The sequence below is a fragment of the Streptomyces sp. NPDC003034 genome, from assembly GCF_053591375.1.
This window is the reverse complement of record NZ_JBSFTS010000009.1, coordinates 172,507-191,641: the sequence shown is the minus strand read 5'-3', so window position 1 is coordinate 191,641 and position 19,135 is coordinate 172,507. Positions and strand designations below refer to the sequence as shown.

The following is a 19,135-nucleotide window of genomic DNA, read 5'->3' as shown; positions in this document are numbered from 1 at the left end:
CTCAACGGCCGCCCACGCAAAACGCTCGGCTGGGAAACCCCAGCCGAGCGCCTGCATAAACTACTCGCAGCTTGATCAAACCAACCACGTGTTGCAACGACCGCTAGAAACCGCCACCGGCCCGCCGCCCCTTCGGCGTCGCACGCGCCGTACGGGTCAGACCGCCGGCCGGATCGTGGCCAGGAACGACCTGACGGCCCCGGCGAGGCCGTCGGGGTCCTGGAAGGGCACGGGGTGTTCGGTGTCGAGTCCGGCGTACGAGGTCCCGGGCCGCCGGGAGACCATCGCGTCGGCCTGCTCCTGCGGGAGCACCTCGCTGCGCAGGCCGTGGACGAGCAGCGCCGGGCAGTCGCTGGCGAGCCAGGCGTCCCAGTGGACGCCGTAGCCCTCCTCCACGGTGTCGAAGGTGTCCCGCGGGTGGAAGGGCAGGCGCCAGCCGCTGCCGTCGGGGAGCGGGCGCAGCGAGGGGGCGGCCAACTCCCCGTACGGGCCGCAGGCGGCGATGAGCTCCTCGCGGGTCGGCGCCGTGTACGGGAGGTCGAGGAGGAAGGTGTAAGGGCTGGGGCTGACGCGCGGGATCTCCACCGGGGCGTCGATGTTGACCAGCGCGCGGACCAGGTCGGGGCGGGCGGCGGCCAGGTGGTAGGCGTTGAGTCCGCCGAGGGAGAAGCCCACGGCGGCCACCGGGCCGGTGAGGCCGAGGTGTTCGAGCAGGGCGACGGCGTCGGCGACGTAGCCGGCGCGGCTGTACTCGGGTGCGCGGTCGGAGTCGCCGTGGCCCCGCTGGTCGGGGGCGATGACCCGCCACTCCGCGCCGAGTGCGGCGGCCAGGGCGGTGAAGTGCGCGCCCTCGGAGAGGCCGCCGTGCAGGGCGAGCAGGGGTTGGCCGGGGCCGCCGAAGTCCAGGTAGGACAGGGTGCGGCCGTCGTCGGTCGTCAGCTCGTGGCGCATGGCCCTCATCTCCCCGTGGAGCGGATCGCGTTCTGCGGTCTGTGGACGGCTCCACCCTGCCAGCGTTTGGGCGCTTGCACAAGACATGTGTGTAGGGCAAGCGCCCAATGCGCGGTCGGGTAGATACGATTTCGCCATGGGAAATCGCGAGGACCTGCTGGCCGGAGCGCGCCGCTGCCTGGAGGAGAAGGGCTACCTGCGCACGACCGTGCGCGACATCGCCGGCGCCTCGCAGGTGAGCATGGCCGCGATCGGCTACCACTTCGGTTCGCGGGAGGCCCTGCTGAACCAGGCCCTGTTCGCCGCCATGGACGAGTGGAGCGACGCGGTCGGCGGCCTCGCCGGGGAGGGCGACACCGCGCAGGAGCGGTACGCCGACATGTGGAACCGGAAGATCAAGAACTTCGGGGAGCTGCGCTGGCTGTGGCTCGCCTCCGTGGAGGCGTTCGTGCACGCGCAGTCCTCGCCCGAGCTGCTCGCGACCCTGGCCGCCGGCCAGCGCGCCGCCCGCCCGCACATCGCCGCCCTGCTGCGCGGAGTGCCGCAGGAGGCGGTCACCGAGTCCGACGCCCGGACCCTCGGGTCCGTGCAGATGGCCCTGATGACCGGGGTGATGGTGCAAGCCCTGACGGACCCGGAGCACGCCCCGACCGGGCGGGAGCTGGCCGAAGGGCTGCGCCGCCTGGCCGAGTTGCTGGACGGCTAGGGCGCGAATGCCCGTGCCCGCGAGGCCGTCGAGCGCTTCCTCGCCTGACCGTCAACCTCCGCGTAGGGTCCGTACGTTCGCCGTACTGCCTGCTACCGATGGGTAGTAAAGGCGGGTCCCGCACGCCATAATCCGGCCCATCACCGGGTCGGCAAAGGGGTGGGCATGGGCGTGGGACTGGACCGGCGGGCGTTCCTGGCGGGGGCGTTGGCGACGGGCGCAGCCGTCGGGGTGGGGCTCACGGCGGCGGCTCCGGCTTCGGCGCGGACGCTCGGCACGCAGGACTGGATGGCCGGCCTGGGCGATTCCACGGCCCTGCAGCGGATGACCATCCCCGGCACGCACGACTCCGGCGCCCGGCAGGGCGGGCTCTACGTCGCCTGCCAGAACACCTCGATCGCCGAACAGCTCGACTCCGGCATCCGCTTCCTCGATGTCCGCTGCCGGGTCACGGGTGGATCGTTCGCCATCCACCACGGCGCCTTCTACCAGAATTTGATGTTCGGCGACGTGCTCACCGCCTGCTGGAACTTCCTCGCCGCCCATCCCTCGGAGACCGTCCTGATGCGGCTCAAGCAGGAGTACTCCGAGGACTCCGACGCCACCTTCCGCGCCGTCTTCGAGGACTACCTCGACCACCGCGGCTGGCGCCCCCTGTTCCGGATCGCCGACACGCTGCCCTCGCTCGGTCAGGCGCGCGCAAAAGTGGTCCTGCTGGCCGACAACGGCGGCCTGCCGGGCCTCAGATACGGCGACGGTGCCGTCTTCGACATCCAGGACGACTACATGGCCGAGCCCTTCGCCAAGCGCGGCAGGATCGAGAACCACTTCCGGCGGGCCGTCCAGCAGCCCGGCAAGCTCTTCGTGAACTACATCAGCACCTCGGCGTACATGCCGCCCCGCTGGAACTCCGACCGGCTCAACCCGCAGGCGCACTCCTTCGTCGACGGCGCGGAGCTGGCCGGGCGGACCGGGCTGGGGATCGTCCCGATGGACTTCCCCAACACCCGCTCGGGACTGGTCGCCTCACTGATCCGGCACAACTGACCCGTCCGGGGTCGCGGCGGGGGCGACCTGCGCAGCCGTGTTCGGGGAGGTGTCCGCCGAAGGGCCCACTGGGCCGCCCGTGGGTGGCGGGGCCGGGGCTCCCGGGATGCGGAGCACCGCCTCCGTGCCCGGGCCGCCGTCGGCCGCCGCCCGCAGCTCGGCGCTGCCGCCCGCGCGCGCCGCCGTACGGGCCACGATCGACAGGCCCAGCCCGCTGCCGGGCAGGGCGCGGGCCGAAGGGGAGCGCCAGAACCGCTCGAAGACGTGCGGGAGGTCCTCGGCCGGGATGCCGGGCCCGTGGTCGCGTACGGTCAGCTCGCCCGCCCGCAAGGTCACCGTGACCAGACCGCCCGGCGGGCTGAACTTGACCGCGTTGTCCAGGACGTTGACGACCGCCCGCTCCAGCGCGGCCGCCTCCCCCCGGACGTACCAGGGTTCCAGCCGCGAGCTGAAGCCCAGCTCCGGACCGCGCAGCCGGACCCGTGAGAGCGCCGCCGCCGCGATCTCGTGCAGGGCCACCACACCGAGCGGGCCGGGCGCGGCGCCGTCCGGCCGGGACAGCTCCTGCAAGTCGCCGATCAGCGAAGCCAGTTCGGTCATCTGCGCCTTGACCGAAGCCAGCAGCTCCCGGCGGTCCTCGGCCGGGATGGCCCGGCCGGTCTCCTCGCTGCGCGCCAGCAGCTCGATGTTGGTGCGCAGCGAGGTGAGCGGGGTGCGCAGCTCGTGCCCGGCGTCCGCGATGAGCTGCGCCTGCCGTTCCTGCGAGGAGGCGAGGGCGGCCGTCATCGAGTTGAAGGACCGGGACAGGCGGGCGATCTCGTCGTCGCCCTCGTCGGGGATCCGTACGGTGAGGTCCTCGGTACGGGCGATGTGCTCGACGGCGCCGGTCAGCTCGTCCACCGGCCGCAGCCCCGTACGGGCCACCCACAGGCCCGCCGCGCCCGCGCCCACCACGCCGATGCCGGAGACCAGGAGCAGCACCCAGGCCAGGGTGGACAGGGGCTTGTCGATGTCGGCGAGCGGCTTGGCCACCGACAGCGCGGCGGGTACCTCGCCCACCACCGCCGGCTGGGTGTAGACCCGGACGGCGATGCCCTCGGAGGTGGTCGCGTCGTAGAGGACGGGGCCGCGCAGGCGCTGGGCGACCTCCAGGTCGGTGCCGGTGACCCGGAGGGTGCTCTTGCCGTCGACCCAGCACTGGCGGCCGTCCGGGAGCACGACCTGGACCTGGGCGCTGAGGTTGTTGGCCGGCCGGTCCGGCAGCGAGCGGCCCGAGACGCAGCCGCCGAACTGGCGGAAGACCTGGTCGGCCTGCGCCACCGCGTTCGTGGCGCGCAGCGAACTGTCCAGCTGGTCGCGCAGCTGGGCCCGCACCATCACCCAGGACACCGCCGCGCACGCCGCGACGGCCAGCGCCACCGCCACGGTGACCAGCAGCGCCAGCCGTGAGCGCAGCGGGAGGGCGCGGAATCTCGCGGCCGGGTTCATTCGTGGCCGCCCTCGCCCTGGCGGAGCGCGTACCCGACGCCGCGCACGGTCTGGACGAGCCGGGGCTCGCCGCCCGCCTCGGTCTTGCGGCGCAGGTACATGACGTACACGTCCAGGGAGTTGGAGCTCGGCTCGAAGTCGAAGCCCCACACGGTCTTGAGGATCTGCTCGCGCGTCAGGACCTGGCGGGGGTGCGCGAGGAACATCTCCAGCAGCGTGAACTCTGTCCGGGTCAGCTCCACCGGCCGCCCGCCCCGGGTCACCTCGCGGGTGGTCAGGTCCATGCGCAGGTCGCCGAAGGTCAGCGTGTCCTCGGGACCCTCCGCGCCGGGGGAGGGGGCGGCGTAGGAGCTGCGGCGCAGCAGGGCGCGGACGCGGGCGAACAGCTCGTCCAGCTCGAAGGGCTTGACGAGGTAGTCGTCGGCGCCCGCGTCGAGGCCCGTGACGCGGTCGCCGACGGTGTCGCGGGCGGTGAGCATGAGGATCGGGGTGACGCTGCCCCCGGCGCGCAGCCGGCGGGCCGCCGTCAGGCCGTCCATCCGGGGCATCTGGATGTCCAGGATGATCAGGTCCGGGGCGTACGCGGCGGCCTTGTCCAGGGCGTCCAGGCCGTCGACCGCGGTCTGCGCGGCGTATCCCTCGAAGGCGAGGCTGCGGCGCAGGGCCTCACGTACGGCCGGCTCGTCGTCGACGACGAGGATGCGCGCTTCGGCCTCGGCGGGATTCATGTGGGTCCCCAGTCGTGTTCGGTGGTACGCGCGGGATGCCTCCCGCGGACGGCACGCTCCAGCGTCGCATGCCGGGTCAGAGGGAGGTACCGAAGCCGGTGCCGTAGCCGGTGCCGGTGCCGGTGCCGGAGCCGGAGCCGGACCCGGAGCCGGCGCCGGCGCCGCCGGGCCCGCCCTTGCGCAGGGAGTCCAGATCGGCCTTGATCGTGTTCACGGGGATGGCGAAACCGAGGCCGACGCTGCCGGCACCGGCGCTGTCGGAGGAGGGTGAGTAGATCGCGGAGGGCATGCCGACGATCTCGCCGTTCATGTTGACGAGGGCGCCGCCTGAATTGCCCGGATTGAGGGAGGCGTCCGTCTGGATGGCCTGGTACGAGGTGGTACGCGAGCCGGTGTCCCCGTTGAACTGCCGGCCGCCGTACGAGAAGGGCCAGTTCTCGCCGTCCTGCTGCCCGCTGCGGGGAGAGCGTTGATCGGGCTTCGGCACGTTCACCTCGCGGTTGAGAGCCGAGACGATGCCGCTCGTGACCGTGCCGGTGAGGCGGTCCGGTGAGCCGATGGCGACGACCTGGTCGCCGACCTTGAGGCCGTCGGAGTCCCCGAGCACGGCGGGCTTGAGACCACTGGCGCCCTCCAGCGCGATGAGCGCCAGGTCCTTGTCCGGGTCGGTGCCGACGATCTTGGCGGAGTACTTCTTGCCGTCGCTCAGCGTCACCTGGATCTCGGTGGCGCCGTTGACGACGTGGTTGTTGGTGACGATCTGGCCGTCGGCGGTGACGACGATGCCGGATCCGGTGCTGGTGCCCGCGCCCGTGCCGGTGCCGGTGCCTTGGCCGGACGACGTGCGGGTGTCGATACGGACGACGGAGGGACTGACCTGCTCGGCCACGCCGGAGACGGTTGCCGGCGCTGGAGCGCGAGACGTTGGCGGCGTTGACGCCGCCCGGGCCGCCGGCGCCCTCGCCCAGCAGCCGCTGGACGGCGGCCGCCGTACCACCGCCGACCAGCGCCGCCGCCAGGGCCACCGCGGCGAGCAGGGCCACTGGCTTCCCGGCGCGGGCGGCGTGGCTGGCGTGGGCGGGGCCGGTGGGGCCGGTCGTCCCACCGCCGTCGATGGCACCCTCTCCGTCGCCGGGCCCGGAGCCGACGGGCCGGGTGTGTGCCCCGGCTCCGGCCGCGGTGGGCGGCACGGTCTCCCCCTGGATGACCGGCGGCTGGTGGGCCTCGTGCCAGCCCGGGGCGGCCGGGGGGAAGGACGGCGGCGGGGGGTAGCCCCCGGCATCCCGCGCCGGCCGGTCGCGGCCCCGCTCCCAGTCCTCACCGAAGGGGGCGCTCGGGGCCGGGAGGTTCTCCTGCGGGTACTCGCCTTCGCGGCGGAAGCTCTCGGTCATGGCTACGACTCTCATCCCGGATCATGAGAGCCGTCTGAGTCGGGCGTGAGAAGCCCGGCAGAACCGCGTATGCCCGATATAAGACCCGATGGGGCGAGGCCGGCGCGACGAGGACGGCGTGCGAGGCCGGGGTGACCAGGCCGGCGGGATGCGACTCGGCGTGGCCGTCCGGATCCGGGCACGTGCGGAGGCGGCGTGGCCGTCCGGATCCGGGTGCCGTGCGGAGCCCGGCGTGGCCCTCCCGAGCCGGGCGTGGCGGCGCGGGCGGCGGGCCGCCCCCAGGAGCCGCCCGCCCGGCGCCGCGGTCAGCGGCAGCCGCAGGAGCGGCGGACCACCAGGGCCGAGGGGAACTGCTTCAGGCGCTCGCGGCGGGAGCCGGCCACGCGCAGGCCGTCGTCCAGTACGAGATCCACCGCCGCGCGGGCCATCGCCGGGCGGTCCGAGGCGATGGTCGTCAGCGGCGGATCCGTGAGCGCGGCTTCCTTGACGTCGTCGAAGCCGGCGACGGCCAGATCCTCGGGCACGTCGATGCGCAGCTCCCGCGCGGCGCGCAGGACGCCGATGGCCTGGTCGTCCGTAGCGCAGAAGATGGCCGGCGGGCGGTCCGGGCCGGACAGCACCTCCAGGGCCACGCGGTAGGCGTCGTAGCGGTTGTACGGGGCCTTGAAGAGGCGGCCCTCCACCGAGCGGCCGGATTCCAGCATGGCCCGGCGCCAGCCCTCGACGTGGTCGGCGACCGGGTCGCCGACCTCGGGGGTGCTCTCGACGCCGCCGAGGCAGGCGACGTACGGGTGTCCGTGTTCCAGCAGGTGGCGGGTGGCGAGCTGGGCGCCGCCGATGTCGTCCGTGACGACTGCGACGTCGTCGATCGCCTCGGGACGCTCGTGCAGCAGCACCACGCGGGCGTCCCACGCCTCGATCTCGGAAGCCGCGCGCTCGCTCATGCCCTGGCTGACCAGGATCAGGCCCGAGACGCGCATACCGAGGAAGGCCCGCAGGTAGTGGACCTCGCGCTCGTCGCGGTAGTCGGAGTTGCCGACGAGCACCATCTTCCCGCGTTCGGCGGCGGCCTGCTCGACCGCGTGCGCCATCTCCGCGAAGAAGGGCTGCCGGGCATCCGGAACGATCATGCCTATGAGATCCGTGCGCCGCGAGGCCATGGCCTGCGCGACCCGGTCCGGGCGGTAGCCCAGTTCCTTGATCGCGGCGAGGACACGCTCGCGCGTGGCCGGGGCAACCGGCCTGGGTCCGTTGTTGATGACATAGCTCACGACGGCGGTAGAGGTACCCGCAAGTCGCGCCACGTCATCCCGCGTCACCTTGGCCACGCGCGGCAGTCTACGCGGGGTGACCTATCGCTCAGCAGGGCGTCCTGCGGAGTGGACGCTCACGGGTGATTCCTCCGTCCGGGCGACGGCCGTGCGCTCCCCCTCCGCCCGCACCGACTGGGCCGCCGCCGTGGCGGCAGCCTGCGCCGCGGCCTGGGCGGCCGCTTCCGCCGCGGCCCGTTCGACCTTCTCCGGCGTGACGAAGCGGTAGCCGACGTTGCGGACGGTGCCGATCAGCGACTCGTGCTCGGGACCGAGCTTGGCGCGCAGCCGCCGTACGTGGACGTCCACCGTCCGGGTGCCGCCGAAGTAGTCGTAGCCCCACACCTCCTGGAGCAGCTGGGCGCGGGTGAAGACCCGGCCCGGGTGCTGTGCGAGGTACTTGAGCAGCTCGAACTCCTTGAAGGTGAGGTCCAGGACCCGCCCCTTCAGCTTGGCGGAGTACGTCGCCTCGTCCACCGACAGGTCGCCGTTGCGGATCTCCATCGGGGAGTCGTCCGAGCCCAGCTGCTGGCGGCCGGTGGCGAGCCGCAGGCGCGCCTCGACCTCCGCCGGCCCGGCGGTGTCCAGGAGGACGTCGTCGATGCCCCAGTCCGCGGTGACGGCCGCGAGGCCGCCCTCGGTGACTACGAGGATCAGCGGGCAGCCCGGTCCGGTCGAGCGCAGCAGCTGGCACAGCGACCGCACCTGCGGCAGGTCGCGGCGGCCGTCCACGAGGATGACGTCGGCGCCCGGGGTGTCCACGAGGGCCGGGCCCTCGGCCGGGGCCACCCGGACGTTGTGCAGCAGCAGCCCGAGAGCCGGCAGCACCTCGGTGGACGGCTGCAGGGCATTGGTCAGCAGCAGGAGAGAGCTCATGCCCGACCACCTCGCCCTGTTCCGGTCGGCCGGTCAAGCACGGTTCGCTGGTCCATCACGTCGGTTCCTCCTCGGTCCCGTCGAGGACGTGCGCGGTACTGCTTCGTACGGGGTGCGCGGTAAGCGGTGCGCGGTCGTGTCGTGCGGCGGCCATCCGGTCCCCGCGCCCTGAGGTCCGGATGGATACCACTGTTCTCGGTGTGTTCAACGTGCTGAAAGCACAAAAGGACCCGGGGGCAACATTGCCCGGATCCTCTCGCCAGCAGAATAGCCCACGGGCGCTTTCCCGGCCGAGGCTTCTCCGGATCCCGTTTCTGTGGTCCGCACCACGCTTCCACCCCGGGCGGCTCGGGAGCGGCGGGCGGGAGGGGTCATCATGGAGGCCGACGGTAGAGAGCCGACGATAGGAGCTGCAGTGGCAACCGGAACCATCCGCTACTGGGCGGCGGCCAAGGCCGCGGCCAAGACGGCGGAGGAGCCGTACTCGGCGCGGACCCTGGCCGAGGCGCTCGACGCCGTGCGCGAACGCCACCCCGGGGAGCTGACCCGGGTCCTGCTGCGCTGCTCCTTCCTCGTGAACGAAGAGCCCGTGGGCAAGCGCCCGCACGATTCCGTCGAGCTGACCGAGGGGGGCACCATCGAGGTGCTTCCGCCGTTCGCGGGCGGGTGAGCGGAAACCGATGAGCACTCCTGAGGAACAGCGGCAACAACGGCATCAGGCGCAGCAGCAGCAACCTGCGCAGCAGGAGCACCAGCAACTGCCACAGCAGGAACAGCAACAGCAACAGCAACAGCAACAGGATCCCTACGGGACCCAGACCTGGCAGTCCGACACCTGGGACACCGGTTATCAGCCGGTGCATCCGCCGCTGGGCGGTGTGCCCGGGCAGCCCGCGGCGCCCGAGGGGTGGTTCCGGGACGAGGCTCCCGCTCCCGCACCCGCGCAGGACTGGTCCCCCGGCGGGCCGGCTCCGGCGTGGCCCGCCTCCTCCGCGGACGCGGCCGAGACCGCGTACCTGCCGCCGTACCCCGGCCCGGCGGAGCCCCAGGCTCAGCGCCCGCGGCCCGCCGCGCCGGAGGGCTGGTTCCGCGAGGAGGCTCCCGCCCCGGCCCCGGCCCCGGCCGCCGCGCCGGAGTGGGCCGAGACCGCGTACCTGCCGCCGTACCGCGACGCGGCGGACCCCCAGCCGCAGGAGCAGGCGCAACAGCCGCAGCAGGCGCAGCACCAGCAGCCGGTGGCGCCGGAGGGCTGGTTCCGCGAGGAAGCTCCGGCCCCCGCTCCGGCCCCCGCCCCGGCCCCCGTGCCGGGCTGGGCCGAGACCACGGCCTACCTCCCGCCCCAGGCAGCCGCCCCGGATCCCGCCGCCGCCGAGCAGACGGCCTACCTGCCGCCCTACCCCGGCCCCCCTGCCGGCCCGGATCATGCCGCCCCGGACGCCGCCGCGGCGGAGCAGACCGCGTACCTGCCGCCGTACCCCGGCCCCGACGCCGCGGGGACCGCGCCGGCGGCTCCGGCCGGGCCCCGGCCCGACGCGTCCGGCGAGGAGCCCGCGTACTCTCCGCCGACCCTCGCCGGCAACACCCTCCGCGCCGTCGACCCGGCCCAGGCCCGCGCCGAAGGCCGGTCGCCGATCATCGACCCGGGCCCGCAGCCGGCCATACTGACCGCCGTCCTCGGTGTGCTGCTCGCCGTGGCCGCGGCCGTCGGCGAGCTGGCCCTGCTGGTGCCGCTGATCGCCCTCCAGGCCCTCACCGCGGCGGGCTGGTTCCGCCTCAACGGCATGTGGCCCGCGCGCCAGGGCATCGCCCTCGCCTTCGCCGGAGCCGTCGTCGCCGACGCCGCCGTGCTCGCGGTGGACCGTACGTACGGGCCCGGGGCGATCATCGGCACCCTCGGCGCCTGGGTGCTGCTCACGCTGGTGCTCCAGCTGCGCAGCCACGCCGATCCGGACGAGCGGATGTACGGCCTGATGGCCTCGGTGACCTCGGCCGCGCTCGCCATCATCTGCGCCGGCTACCTGGCCGCCGATGCCGCCGCCGTCACCGTCGCCGCGGCCGCCGTCGCGGTCGCCGTCTTCACCCGCGCGCTGCCGCTGCCGACCGCGCCCTCGGTCGCCGTCTCCCTGGCCGCGGCCGCGGGCGCCGGCATCGCGGTCGGCGTGCCCACCGCCATCGGGGCGGGCGGGGCGCTGCTCGGCCTCGTCGCCGGGGTCTGCGCGCTGGTGGGGCTGCGCGTGGCGGCGTACGACTACCCCTCCAAGTTCGTCCACATGACGGCCGGTGTCGCGCTCCCGCTGGCGGCGGCCGCGCCCGCCGTGTATCTGATCGGCCGGGTGGTGGCCTGACGGCCCGCACACGCGGCTCGTGGTCCACTAGAACGCACGTACCGATCTAGAGGGGGAGGGGCGCGTGCGTTTCCTGCGTGTCGTTGTGATCTTGGGTGTGGTTCTGGGGGCGCTGTTCGTCGGCGTCGACCGCTGGGCGGCGAGCTACGCCGAGAACCGGCTCGCCGAGCGGATCCAGGCCCGCCAGGGGCTGGCGGGCAGCACGGACGTGGAGATCCACGGCTTTCCGTTCCTGACGCAGGCGCTCAGCCAGGACCTGGAGCGGGTCGATGTGCGGCTCAAGGGCGTCGAGGCCACCGCGGACGGCCGCAAGACACGGCTCTCGCAGCTCGACGCGAGTTTTCGCGGTGTGAAGCTGAAGGACGACTACAGCGGCGGCACCGCCCAGCGAGCCGAGGGCACCGCGCTCATCACGTACGCGGATCTGACCGAGGCCTCGCAGACCGGTGTGACCGTCGCCTACGGAGACACCCCGGGCAAGGTGCGGGTCGCCGCGACGGTGGACGTCTTCGGCAGGTCGCTGACGCGCAGCGTGATCTCGACCGTCACCCTCCAGGAGGCCGAGGACGGCAAGCCGGGCAAACTCGTCCGGGTGCGCGCCGACGAAGTACCGGGCGAGGGCATCCCCGGCGTCGAGAAAGTGGTCCGCAAGAAGACCGACTTCGACCGCCGCATCGACGGCGGTCTCCCGGCCGGACTCCAGCTGACCGCCCTGACCTCGGACGCGGCGGGCGTGCACCTCACGCTGAGCGGCTCGGACGTGGTGCTGGCCGGGTCATAAGGCGGCAGGAGCATAAGGCGGCCGCATCGTGAGACGGCCGGTCCGATCCGCAGATGGACGGGCCGCTCCCGGGGCTCCGGAAGCGGCGCGGCGGCGGTCCGGTGCCTTCGGATCCCAGTATTCGGACGATCCTGTCTCGGTATATGACACGCCGGTGACAGGGCCGCCGGTTCGTCCCTACGATCCATCCCTATGAAGCATCAGCAGGCGGATCTCACGAAGCGGCGGGCAGTAGACCTGTGTCGCGTCGCCGCCATGCTCTGTCGATCCATGTGACGTGTGAGCGCATCCGCTCCATCAGCCGGACGACGGCCTTCCCCGCGTGACCGAATCCCCGCCTCCTGCCCCCTGACGCCTCCCCGCGCAGGACCTGTGAGCGCACCCGGCCGCACGCATCAGCAGCACCCCGCAGGACGCCACCCCGCAGCACAGCCCGCAGCCGGCGGGCCCGCCGCGGTACCAGCACAGCCCGCCGCACACTGCCCCGGAGGAGAACACCATGAGCCGCAGCGACGTCCTCGTAGACGCCGACTGGGTCGAGGCCCACCTGAACGACGCCAACGTCGTCATCGTCGAGGTGGACGAGGACACGTCCGCCTACGACAAGAACCACATCACCAATGCCGTCCGGATCGACTGGAAGACCGACCTCCAGGACCCGGTCCGCCGTGACTTCGTGGACCAGGAGGGCTTCGAGAAGCTGCTCTCCGCCAAGGGCATCTCCAACGACGACACCGTCGTCCTCTACGGCGGCAACAACAACTGGTTCGCCTCGTACGCCTACTGGTACTTCAAGCTCTACGGCCACCAGGACGTCCGCCTGCTCGACGGCGGCCGCAAGAAGTGGGAGCTCGACTCCCGCGACCTGGTCGACGGCAAGGACGTCCCGAACCGCCCGGCCACCCAGTACAAGGCCAAGCCGCAGGACACCTCGATCCGCGCCTTCCGCGACGACGTCGTGGCCGCGATCGGCACGCAGAACCTGGTCGACGTCCGCTCGCCCGACGAGTTCTCCGGCAAGCTCCTCGCCCCGGCGCACCTCCCGCAGGAGCAGTCGCAGCGCCCCGGCCACGTGCCGAGCGCCCGCAACATCCCGTGGTCGAAGAACGCCAATGACGACGGCACCTTCAAGTCCGACGACGAGCTCAAGGCCCTCTACGAGGCGGAGCAGGTCGAGCTGGACACCAAGGACACCATCGCCTACTGCCGCATCGGTGAGCGCTCCGCGCTCACGTGGTTCGTGCTGCACGAGCTCCTGGGCCAGCAGAACGTCAAGAACTACGACGGCTCGTGGACCGAGTACGGCTCGCTCGTCGGCGTGCCGATCGAGCTCGGCCCCAACAAGTAAGTCCCGGGCACGCGACGCCCTCGTAGCAGACCTCTCTAGGACAGGACAGAGAACATGTGTGGAGCACAGATCGGCGGGCCCGACCTCGCGACGCTCAAGCCGGGTGAGACCGCGATCCAGGGCCAGGTGACCCGCGACGGCGAGCCCGTCAGCGGTTACGTGCGGCTGCTGGACTCGACCGGCGAGTTCACCGCCGAGGTCCCGACCTCGGCGACCGGCCAGTTCCGCTTCTACGCGGCGACCGGCTCCTGGACGCTGCGGGCGCTCGTCCCGGGCGGCCAGGCGGACCGTGCCGTCGTGGTCGCCGAATCAGGCGGCGTGACGGACGTGGCGATCGCGGTCTGACGTCTGACGCCTGACGTCTGACCTACCGTGCTCGCGCACTGATCGACCGGCCGAAGGGCCGCACCCCCGGGGGTTGGACGCCACTGGAACGGGGTGCGGCCCTTCGCGCCGTCCGGGGTACCCGCGCTCTACGCTGGAAGCATGTACGCCCGGCGCCGGCGCCTCTACTTCCTGCTGATGGGCGGATGTCTCGTCCTCTTCGTCTCCGCCTGGTCCTTCGTACGCCTGCTGTCGGTCGAGGCGGCGGTCGCGCTGTGCGTGGTGGCGATGGCCCTCCCGCCGATCGCCGCGGTGGTCGCCAACCGGCGCGGCCCGGACGACCGCTGGTGGGACGACCCCTCGGGCGATCCGAAGTCCGACGAGTGGTGGGACGAACTGGACGGAAAGCGGCGTCGCGAGGAATGAGACGCCGTGAGATAAGAACGTAATAAGTATTCGTACAACTGCTCCCCTCCGGGACGGGTCATGTGTACGCGCGGATCATCATCCGGCGCCTCCAGTCCTGTGGGGGGACCCTCTTGGAACACGAACAGACCATCGCTGAGCAGCGGAAAGACGGGGAGACCACCCCGGAAGGGGACACTCCGGACCGGGCCCCGGCCCCGGCTCCCGGTCCTGCTGCTCCGGCCGACGCCGACGCCGACGCCGTCTCCGTCGCCGCCGAGGGTGAGCCCATAGCCGCCGCACCGCGCCGCCGCCGCGGCCGTACGACGTTCCTGATCGCGGGCGCGGCCGTACTCGGTGTACTCGCCGGGACGGTCACCGGTTACGCGGTCCAGTACCACCGCGAACCCACCCCGCTGCCGCCGCTGGCCCAGCCGAAGCTGGTGACGCCGAAGGCCCTCGCGCCGGACGACGGCACGACGAACAAGACGGTCAACGCCAACCGCTGGCACAAGACCGACGACGACCTCGGCAAGCTCCTGATCGAGGCACCGGCCGGGGCGCAGTCCGAGGGCACCGGTTACGACTCGCTCGACCTCTACTCCGCGGAATTCGAGGAGCCGGGCGTAGTCTTCCGCTCGCTCGCCGTCGAAGGTTTCCGGCGGGCCGCGGTGACGATGTGGACGCAAGGAGACCGCGCCGTCGAGGTCCGGCTCGTACAGTTCAACGACTTCTCGGGCGCGGACGACTTCCAGCGGAGCCAGTCCGAGTACATGCCCGGGAAGAAGTACGCGGGCAATGACGGCGTGGCCATTCCCGGCATCTCCGGCGACCTCGGCCACGTGTGGGTGTTCACGGAAGCCCACGAGGAGCCCGGCTACCACCCGGTGCGCCTGGCCCGGGCCCTCGCCCGCCGGGGCGACATCGTCCTGGAGATCTCCTACTACGAGACGCGCGGCAAGAAGATTTCCGAGGGCGATGTCATCGACCTGGCCAAGCGACAGCTGGAGCGACTGTGACCGAGCCGCAGAACGAGACGACGCCGGCGCTGGTGCCGGCTGCGGTGCCGGCCCCGGCTCCGGCCGCCGAGGCGGTCCCCGCCGCGCCGGCGAAGCCCGCGCGCCCGGTGAACCGTAAGACGCTCTCCCTCGTCGCCGCGGGCGTGGCCGCCGCCCTCCTCGTGGGCGGCGGCGTCTGGGCGTCCGTCGCCCTCGCGTCCGCCGACCGGAGCGCGCCCACCGCGTACTGGGTCGCCGCCGGCGCCGAGCCGCAGAAGGCGCAGGAGCCCGAACCGGTTCCCGCGAACGCCCTCTCGGGCAAGCTGCTGCCGGTCCCGGAGGGGTTCTCCCCGGGGCCCGACCTGGCCGAAGACGGCAACAACTTCGTCGTCTCCGGGGACAAGGCGCTCCAGAGCTTCAAGGAGACCCGCAAGGGGCTGTCCACCTCCGAGCGCAAGAAGCGCGACGACATGCTGACAGAGCTCAAGCTGAAGGGCCTGGCGGGGCGCAGCTACACCAAGGGCCGCGGTGAGATGGTCGCGGAGGTCCGCATCATGCAGGCCGACCCGCAGGCCGTGGGGAGCTTCTCGGAGGGCTCCAAGAAGCTCCTCGCGCTGCTCGGCGGCGACCGCGACGCACCCAAGGTGGACGGCTTCCCGGACGCCAAGTGCTCGCTGCTCGCGATCGGCGAGGAGAAGGAGGAGAAGATCGATTCGCTCTCCTGCGTGGCGGTGGAGGGTGACGTGCTGGTCAACTTCCGCGCCTACGGGCCCAAGCCCTTCGCGCAGTCCGACGCCGTCGCGTTCTTCAAGAACCAGCTGAGCCACCTGAAGTCCCCGGGGGAGTCCGCGTGACCGAGCAGAACACCACCGGATGCGCGCCGGCGCCGCAGGACACCGTCGGCGCCGCCGCTCCGGCGCCCGCCACCGCCGAGGCCGGCGTCCCGGCGTCCGCCACCGCCGAGGCCGGCGTCCCGGCGTCCGCCACCGCCGAGGCCGGCGTCCCGGCGTCCGCCACCGCCGAGGCCGGCGTCCCGGCGCCCGCCACCGCCGAGGCCGGCGTCCCGGCGTCCGCCACCGCCGAGGCCACCGCCGCTCCGGTGAAGGACCGCCGCGCGGTGCGCGCCCTCCTGCGGTGGACGGCCGCCGTCCTCGTCCTCGGCGCCGCCGGCACGGGTACCGCGTACGGGATCGTCCAGGCCGAGCGGACGGCGATCCCGGGTCTGTCCACCGAGCACGACGGCCGCTGGGCCTACCCGGCCCTGGCCAAGCCCACCCTGCCCCCCGGCGCGGCCCAGCCCTTCGCCGAGGACAATCCGGACGGCATCCACTACGCCGCTCTGACCCAGCTGCTCCTGCCGGCTCCCCGGGGCTCCGCACCGGACACCGCGCTGAAGCTGGAGAAGGACTCGGTGGTCTCCACCGACACCTTCCTGGAGGAGTACGAGTCCACCGCGCGCGAGGAGATGAGGCAGGGATTCACCGACAACGGGCTGCGCCAGATCGTGGCCCGCGGCTGGACCACCCCGGACGGCACCCGTACCCGGATCTACCTGCTGCGCTTCCACGCGTCGGGCTTCACGGACACCTTCGAGGGCTGCGGCGCCGACATGAGCCTCAACGGCGTCAACCGGATCGAGACGGACACCACCTGGGGCAAGGCCAGGATCCACCAGAGCGCCCCGGACACCGCCGGCATCTCGGTCCACGAGGAGTCCACCCCCGTCGGCGACGAGCAGATCAGGGCCGGCTGCGTCGGGTCCGGTGACGTCCAGGCCGTGATCCTCCAGACCCGCAAGGGCGAGGTGGCAGCCGTCCCCCTCCACCAGACGGTGATCCTCCAGAGCCAGCTGCTGGGCTGAGCGCGGGCCGGAGGTGACCGGTACGGCCCACCTCACAGAGTGCGCCGGTCCCCGGGCCAGTAGGCTTGGGGACCGGTCCCGTACCACCGCATCCGAACCCTCTCCGAGGAGCACCCCGTGCTTGAGGCAGTCTTCACCTCTCTGCTCGTCCTGGTCTGCGTCGGCGTGATGGCCTTCACCGTCCTGGCCGTAAAGAAGCTGTACCAGGGCCAGCGCTGAGCGCCGCCCGGCCGAACGCCCCGGAACCCCTCCCACAGATCGCCTGAGCTGAGCAGCCACCCATGATCCAGATCCCGTCCGACCTGAACCCCGGCCTCGTCCCCCTCGCCTTCCTCCTCGGCAACTGGGAGGGCGCGGGCGTCTTCGACTTCCCCGGTGAAGAGAAGTGCAACTTCGGCCAGGAGGTCGTCTTCAGCCACGACGGCCGGGACTTCCTGGAGTACACCTCCCGTACCTGGGTCCTCGACCCCGAGGGCAACAAGGTGCGCCCGCTGGAGTCCGAGTCGGGTTACTGGCGCATCGACAAGGAGCGCAAGGTCGAGATCGTCATGGTCCGCGACCAGGGCGTCATCGAGGTCTGGTACGGCGAGCTCGCCGACCAGAAGCCCCAGATCGACGTGGCCACCGACGCGGTCGCCCGCACCGCCGGCTCGGGCCCGTACAGCGGCGGCAAGCGGCTCTACGGCTACGTGAAGAGCGACCTGATGTGGGTCGGCGAGAAGGCCACCCCTGAGGTCGAGCTGCGTCCGTACATGTCGGCCCAGCTGAAGAAGGTCGTCACGCCCGAGGAGGTCGCCGAGATGGCACGCAACCTCCCGGACATGCCGGACGACGGCATCGCCTTCTTCCGCTGACCCGGCCGCCGGTCCTCCGGCCGCCGGTCCTCCGGTCTTCTGCCGGTCCGCCGGACCGGTACATCTCCACAGGTGGTGCAAGAGGGGACCGCGGCCGCCCACCGCGGTCCCCTTCACGCGCTTACACTGGCCGGGTGGTGAGCACCGAGAGCGCAGGCGGCACCGAAGGCACCGAAGGCACTGCGGGCGCCCCGGGCGCGGACACCCAGGGCACCGACCCGCAGGGCACCGACCCGCAGGGCGCCGATCCACAGGGCGCCGACACCGACTGGAAGACCGACCTGCGCCGGCGCGGTTACCGGCTGACTCCGCAGCGCCAGCTCGTGCTGGAAGCGGTCGACTCCCTGGAGCACGCCAGTCCGGACGAGATCCTCGCCCAGGTGCGCAAGACCGCCTCCGGGGTCAACATCTCCACCGTCTACCGGACCCTGGAGCTCCTGGAGGAGCTCGGGCTCGTCTCGCACGCCCACCTCGGACACGGGGCTCCGACCTACCACCTCGCCGACCGGCACCACCACATCCACCTGGTCTGCCGTGACTGCACGGGGGTGATCGAGGCGGATGTGGACATCGCGGCCGAGTTCACCGCGAAGCTGCGTACGACCTTCGGTTTCGAGACCGACATGAAGCACTTCGCGATCTTCGGGCTCTGCAAGAAGTGTGCCGCTCAACACCGTGCCGCTCAGGGATGACCGGACAGCCCTGAGCAAGGTCGTCGTAGGCTTGGTCCCATGACCAGCCCCTTGCTCCATCTCCCCGGCGCCGTGCAGGCCGAAGGCCGCGACGAGGGCGTCGCCGCCCACTACGGAGAGCTGTACGGCGAACAGCGAGCCCTCGCGGCCGGTCGCGGTTTCGTCGACCTCTCGCACCGCGGAGTCGTCACCGTCACCGGCCCGGAGCGGCTGAGCTGGCTGCACCTGCTGCTGACCCAGCACCTCACCGAACTGCCCGCCGGGCAGGCCACCGAGGCGCTGATCCTCTCCGCCAACGGCCACATCGAGCACGCGCTCTACCTGGTCGATGACGGCGAGACCACGTGGGCGCACGTGGAACCGGGCACCCAGGGCGAGCTGATCGCATACCTGGAGTCCATGAAGTTCTTCTACCGCGTCGAAGTCGCCGACCGCACCGAGGAGTTCGCGGTCGTGCACCTGCCGGCCGGTTCGATCACCGAGGTCCCCAAGGAGTACGCCGTACGGGAGACCGCGCACGGCCGTGACGTCTTCCTGCCCCGCGCCGAGCTGGAGGCCTTCGCCGCCGCGCACGGCCCGGCCGCGGGCCTCCTCGCCTACGAGGCGCTGCGCGTCGAGGCGCACCGGCCGCGGCTCGGCCTGGAGACCGACCACCGCACCATCCCGCACGAGCTCGGCTGGATCGGCACCGCCGTGCACCTGCAGAAGGGCTGTTACCGGGGCCAGGAGACGGTGGCCCGCGTCCACAACCTGGGCAAGCCCCCGCGCCGCCTGGTCTTCCTGCACCTGGACGGCTCCGAGGTGCTCCTCCCGGCGCACGGCGCGCCGGTCCGGCTCGCGGCCGACGGGGAGGAGGGCCGCCAGCTGGGCTTCGTGACCACCGCCGTCCGCCACCACGAGCTGGGCCCGATCGCGCTCGCGCTGGTCAAGCGGAACGTGCCGGTCGACGCCCCGCTGCTGGCCGGGGCCACGGCCGCCGCGCAGGAGGTCGTCGTAGCGCCGTAGCGTCGTGGCGGTGTGCCCGGGTTAC

General features: G+C 72.4%; 20 protein-coding genes and 1 pseudogene. 15 read left to right on the top strand and 6 right to left on the bottom strand.

Features of this window, described 5'->3' with window-relative positions; all coding sequences use genetic code 11:
• Positions 1-156: 156 nt before the first annotated feature.
• Positions 157-951, bottom strand: coding sequence for an alpha/beta fold hydrolase (locus ACWDX7_RS13075; RefSeq protein WP_451490405.1), 795 nt, complete (start codon positions 949-951; stop codon positions 157-159).
• A 136-nt stretch (positions 952-1,087) separates the two neighbouring features.
• Here ACWDX7_RS13075 and ACWDX7_RS13070 point away from each other — a divergent pair, with 136 nt between their 5' ends.
• Complete coding sequence (locus ACWDX7_RS13070) at positions 1,088-1,657, top strand: TetR/AcrR family transcriptional regulator (protein ID WP_451490406.1); 570 nt, start codon at positions 1,088-1,090, stop codon at positions 1,655-1,657.
• A 165-nt stretch (positions 1,658-1,822) separates the two neighbouring features.
• Positions 1,823-2,704 carry a phosphatidylinositol-specific phospholipase C gene (locus ACWDX7_RS13065; protein WP_451490407.1) on the top strand — a complete coding sequence of 294 codons (882 nt, stop codon included), beginning with the start codon at positions 1,823-1,825 and terminating at the stop codon, positions 2,702-2,704.
• Here ACWDX7_RS13065 and ACWDX7_RS13060 read toward each other — a convergent pair.
• From ACWDX7_RS13060 to ACWDX7_RS13040, 5 genes and pseudogenes are all read right to left on the bottom strand, one after another.
• Complete coding sequence (locus ACWDX7_RS13060) at positions 2,684-4,192, bottom strand: sensor histidine kinase (RefSeq protein WP_451490408.1); 1,509 nt, start codon at positions 4,190-4,192, stop codon at positions 2,684-2,686. The two genes, ACWDX7_RS13065 and ACWDX7_RS13060, sit on opposite strands and share 21 nt — an antisense overlap.
• Complete coding sequence (locus tag ACWDX7_RS13055) at positions 4,189-4,920, bottom strand: response regulator transcription factor (RefSeq protein WP_451490409.1); 732 nt, start codon at positions 4,918-4,920, stop codon at positions 4,189-4,191. Before ACWDX7_RS13055 ends, ACWDX7_RS13060 begins: the two co-directional genes overlap by 4 nt.
• 76 nt (positions 4,921-4,996) lie before the next feature.
• A pseudogene (locus ACWDX7_RS13050) lies at positions 4,997-6,311 on the bottom strand (S1C family serine protease).
• Between the two features lie 305 nt (positions 6,312-6,616).
• Positions 6,617-7,639 (bottom strand): LacI family DNA-binding transcriptional regulator, encoded by a 1,023-nt coding sequence (locus ACWDX7_RS13045; protein ID WP_451490410.1) that lies wholly within the window; start codon positions 7,637-7,639, stop codon positions 6,617-6,619.
• A gap of 24 nt (positions 7,640-7,663) precedes the next feature.
• Positions 7,664-8,497 (bottom strand): response regulator transcription factor, encoded by an 834-nt coding sequence (locus tag ACWDX7_RS13040; RefSeq protein ID WP_451490411.1) that lies wholly within the window; start codon positions 8,495-8,497, stop codon positions 7,664-7,666.
• Between the two features lie 415 nt (positions 8,498-8,912).
• Between ACWDX7_RS13040 and ACWDX7_RS13035 the strand changes: the two genes are divergently transcribed.
• The 13 genes from ACWDX7_RS13035 (at position 8,913) to ygfZ (ending at position 19,110) form a co-directional block, all read left to right on the top strand.
• Complete coding sequence (locus ACWDX7_RS13035) at positions 8,913-9,167, top strand: MoaD/ThiS family protein (protein WP_451490412.1); 255 nt, start codon at positions 8,913-8,915, stop codon at positions 9,165-9,167.
• A gap of 10 nt (positions 9,168-9,177) precedes the next feature.
• Positions 9,178-10,842: a hypothetical protein gene (locus tag ACWDX7_RS13030; protein ID WP_451490413.1), complete on the top strand. Its 1,665-nt coding sequence runs from the start codon at positions 9,178-9,180 to the stop codon at positions 10,840-10,842.
• A gap of 64 nt (positions 10,843-10,906) precedes the next feature.
• The gene (locus tag ACWDX7_RS13025) at positions 10,907-11,623 is read left to right on the top strand and encodes an LmeA family phospholipid-binding protein (protein WP_451490414.1); all 717 of its coding nucleotides are present in this window, start codon (positions 10,907-10,909) and stop codon (positions 11,621-11,623) included.
• Positions 11,624-11,815: 192 nt separating this feature from the next.
• Complete coding sequence (locus ACWDX7_RS13020; RefSeq protein WP_350206375.1) at positions 11,816-11,899, top strand: putative leader peptide; 84 nt, start codon at positions 11,816-11,818, stop codon at positions 11,897-11,899.
• 223 nt (positions 11,900-12,122) lie between these two features.
• Entirely contained in the window at positions 12,123-12,971 is an 849-nt protein-coding gene (locus ACWDX7_RS13015) for a sulfurtransferase (RefSeq protein ID WP_451490415.1), read from the top strand.
• Positions 12,972-13,025: 54 nt separating this feature from the next.
• Positions 13,026-13,316, top strand: a complete 291-nt coding sequence (locus tag ACWDX7_RS13010; RefSeq protein ID WP_451490416.1) for a DUF1416 domain-containing protein — start codon at positions 13,026-13,028, stop codon at positions 13,314-13,316.
• Positions 13,317-13,457: 141 nt separating this feature from the next.
• A complete protein-coding gene (locus ACWDX7_RS13005; RefSeq protein ID WP_451490417.1) occupies positions 13,458-13,721 on the top strand; it encodes a DUF3099 domain-containing protein in 264 nt (87 codons plus the stop codon).
• A 113-nt stretch (positions 13,722-13,834) separates the two neighbouring features.
• Entirely contained in the window at positions 13,835-14,719 is an 885-nt protein-coding gene (locus ACWDX7_RS13000; protein WP_451490418.1) for a hypothetical protein, read from the top strand.
• The gene (locus ACWDX7_RS12995) at positions 14,716-15,552 is read left to right on the top strand and encodes a hypothetical protein (RefSeq protein WP_451490419.1); all 837 of its coding nucleotides are present in this window, start codon (positions 14,716-14,718) and stop codon (positions 15,550-15,552) included. The genes ACWDX7_RS13000 and ACWDX7_RS12995 overlap by 4 nt, the downstream gene beginning before the upstream one ends.
• Complete coding sequence (locus ACWDX7_RS12990) at positions 15,549-16,559, top strand: hypothetical protein (RefSeq protein WP_451490420.1); 1,011 nt, start codon at positions 15,549-15,551, stop codon at positions 16,557-16,559. Before ACWDX7_RS12995 ends, ACWDX7_RS12990 begins: the two co-directional genes overlap by 4 nt.
• Before the next feature lie 281 nt (positions 16,560-16,840).
• Positions 16,841-17,413 carry an FABP family protein gene (locus ACWDX7_RS12985; RefSeq protein WP_451490421.1) on the top strand — a complete coding sequence of 191 codons (573 nt, stop codon included), beginning with the start codon at positions 16,841-16,843 and terminating at the stop codon, positions 17,411-17,413.
• 281 nt (positions 17,414-17,694) lie between these two features.
• Positions 17,695-18,105, top strand: a complete 411-nt coding sequence (locus ACWDX7_RS12980) for a Fur family transcriptional regulator (RefSeq protein WP_451490569.1) — start codon at positions 17,695-17,697, stop codon at positions 18,103-18,105.
• Positions 18,106-18,144: 39 nt separating this feature from the next.
• Positions 18,145-19,110 (top strand): CAF17-like 4Fe-4S cluster assembly/insertion protein YgfZ, encoded by a 966-nt coding sequence (gene ygfZ / locus ACWDX7_RS12975; protein ID WP_451490422.1) that lies wholly within the window; start codon positions 18,145-18,147, stop codon positions 19,108-19,110.
• Positions 19,111-19,135: the final 25 nt, after the last annotated feature.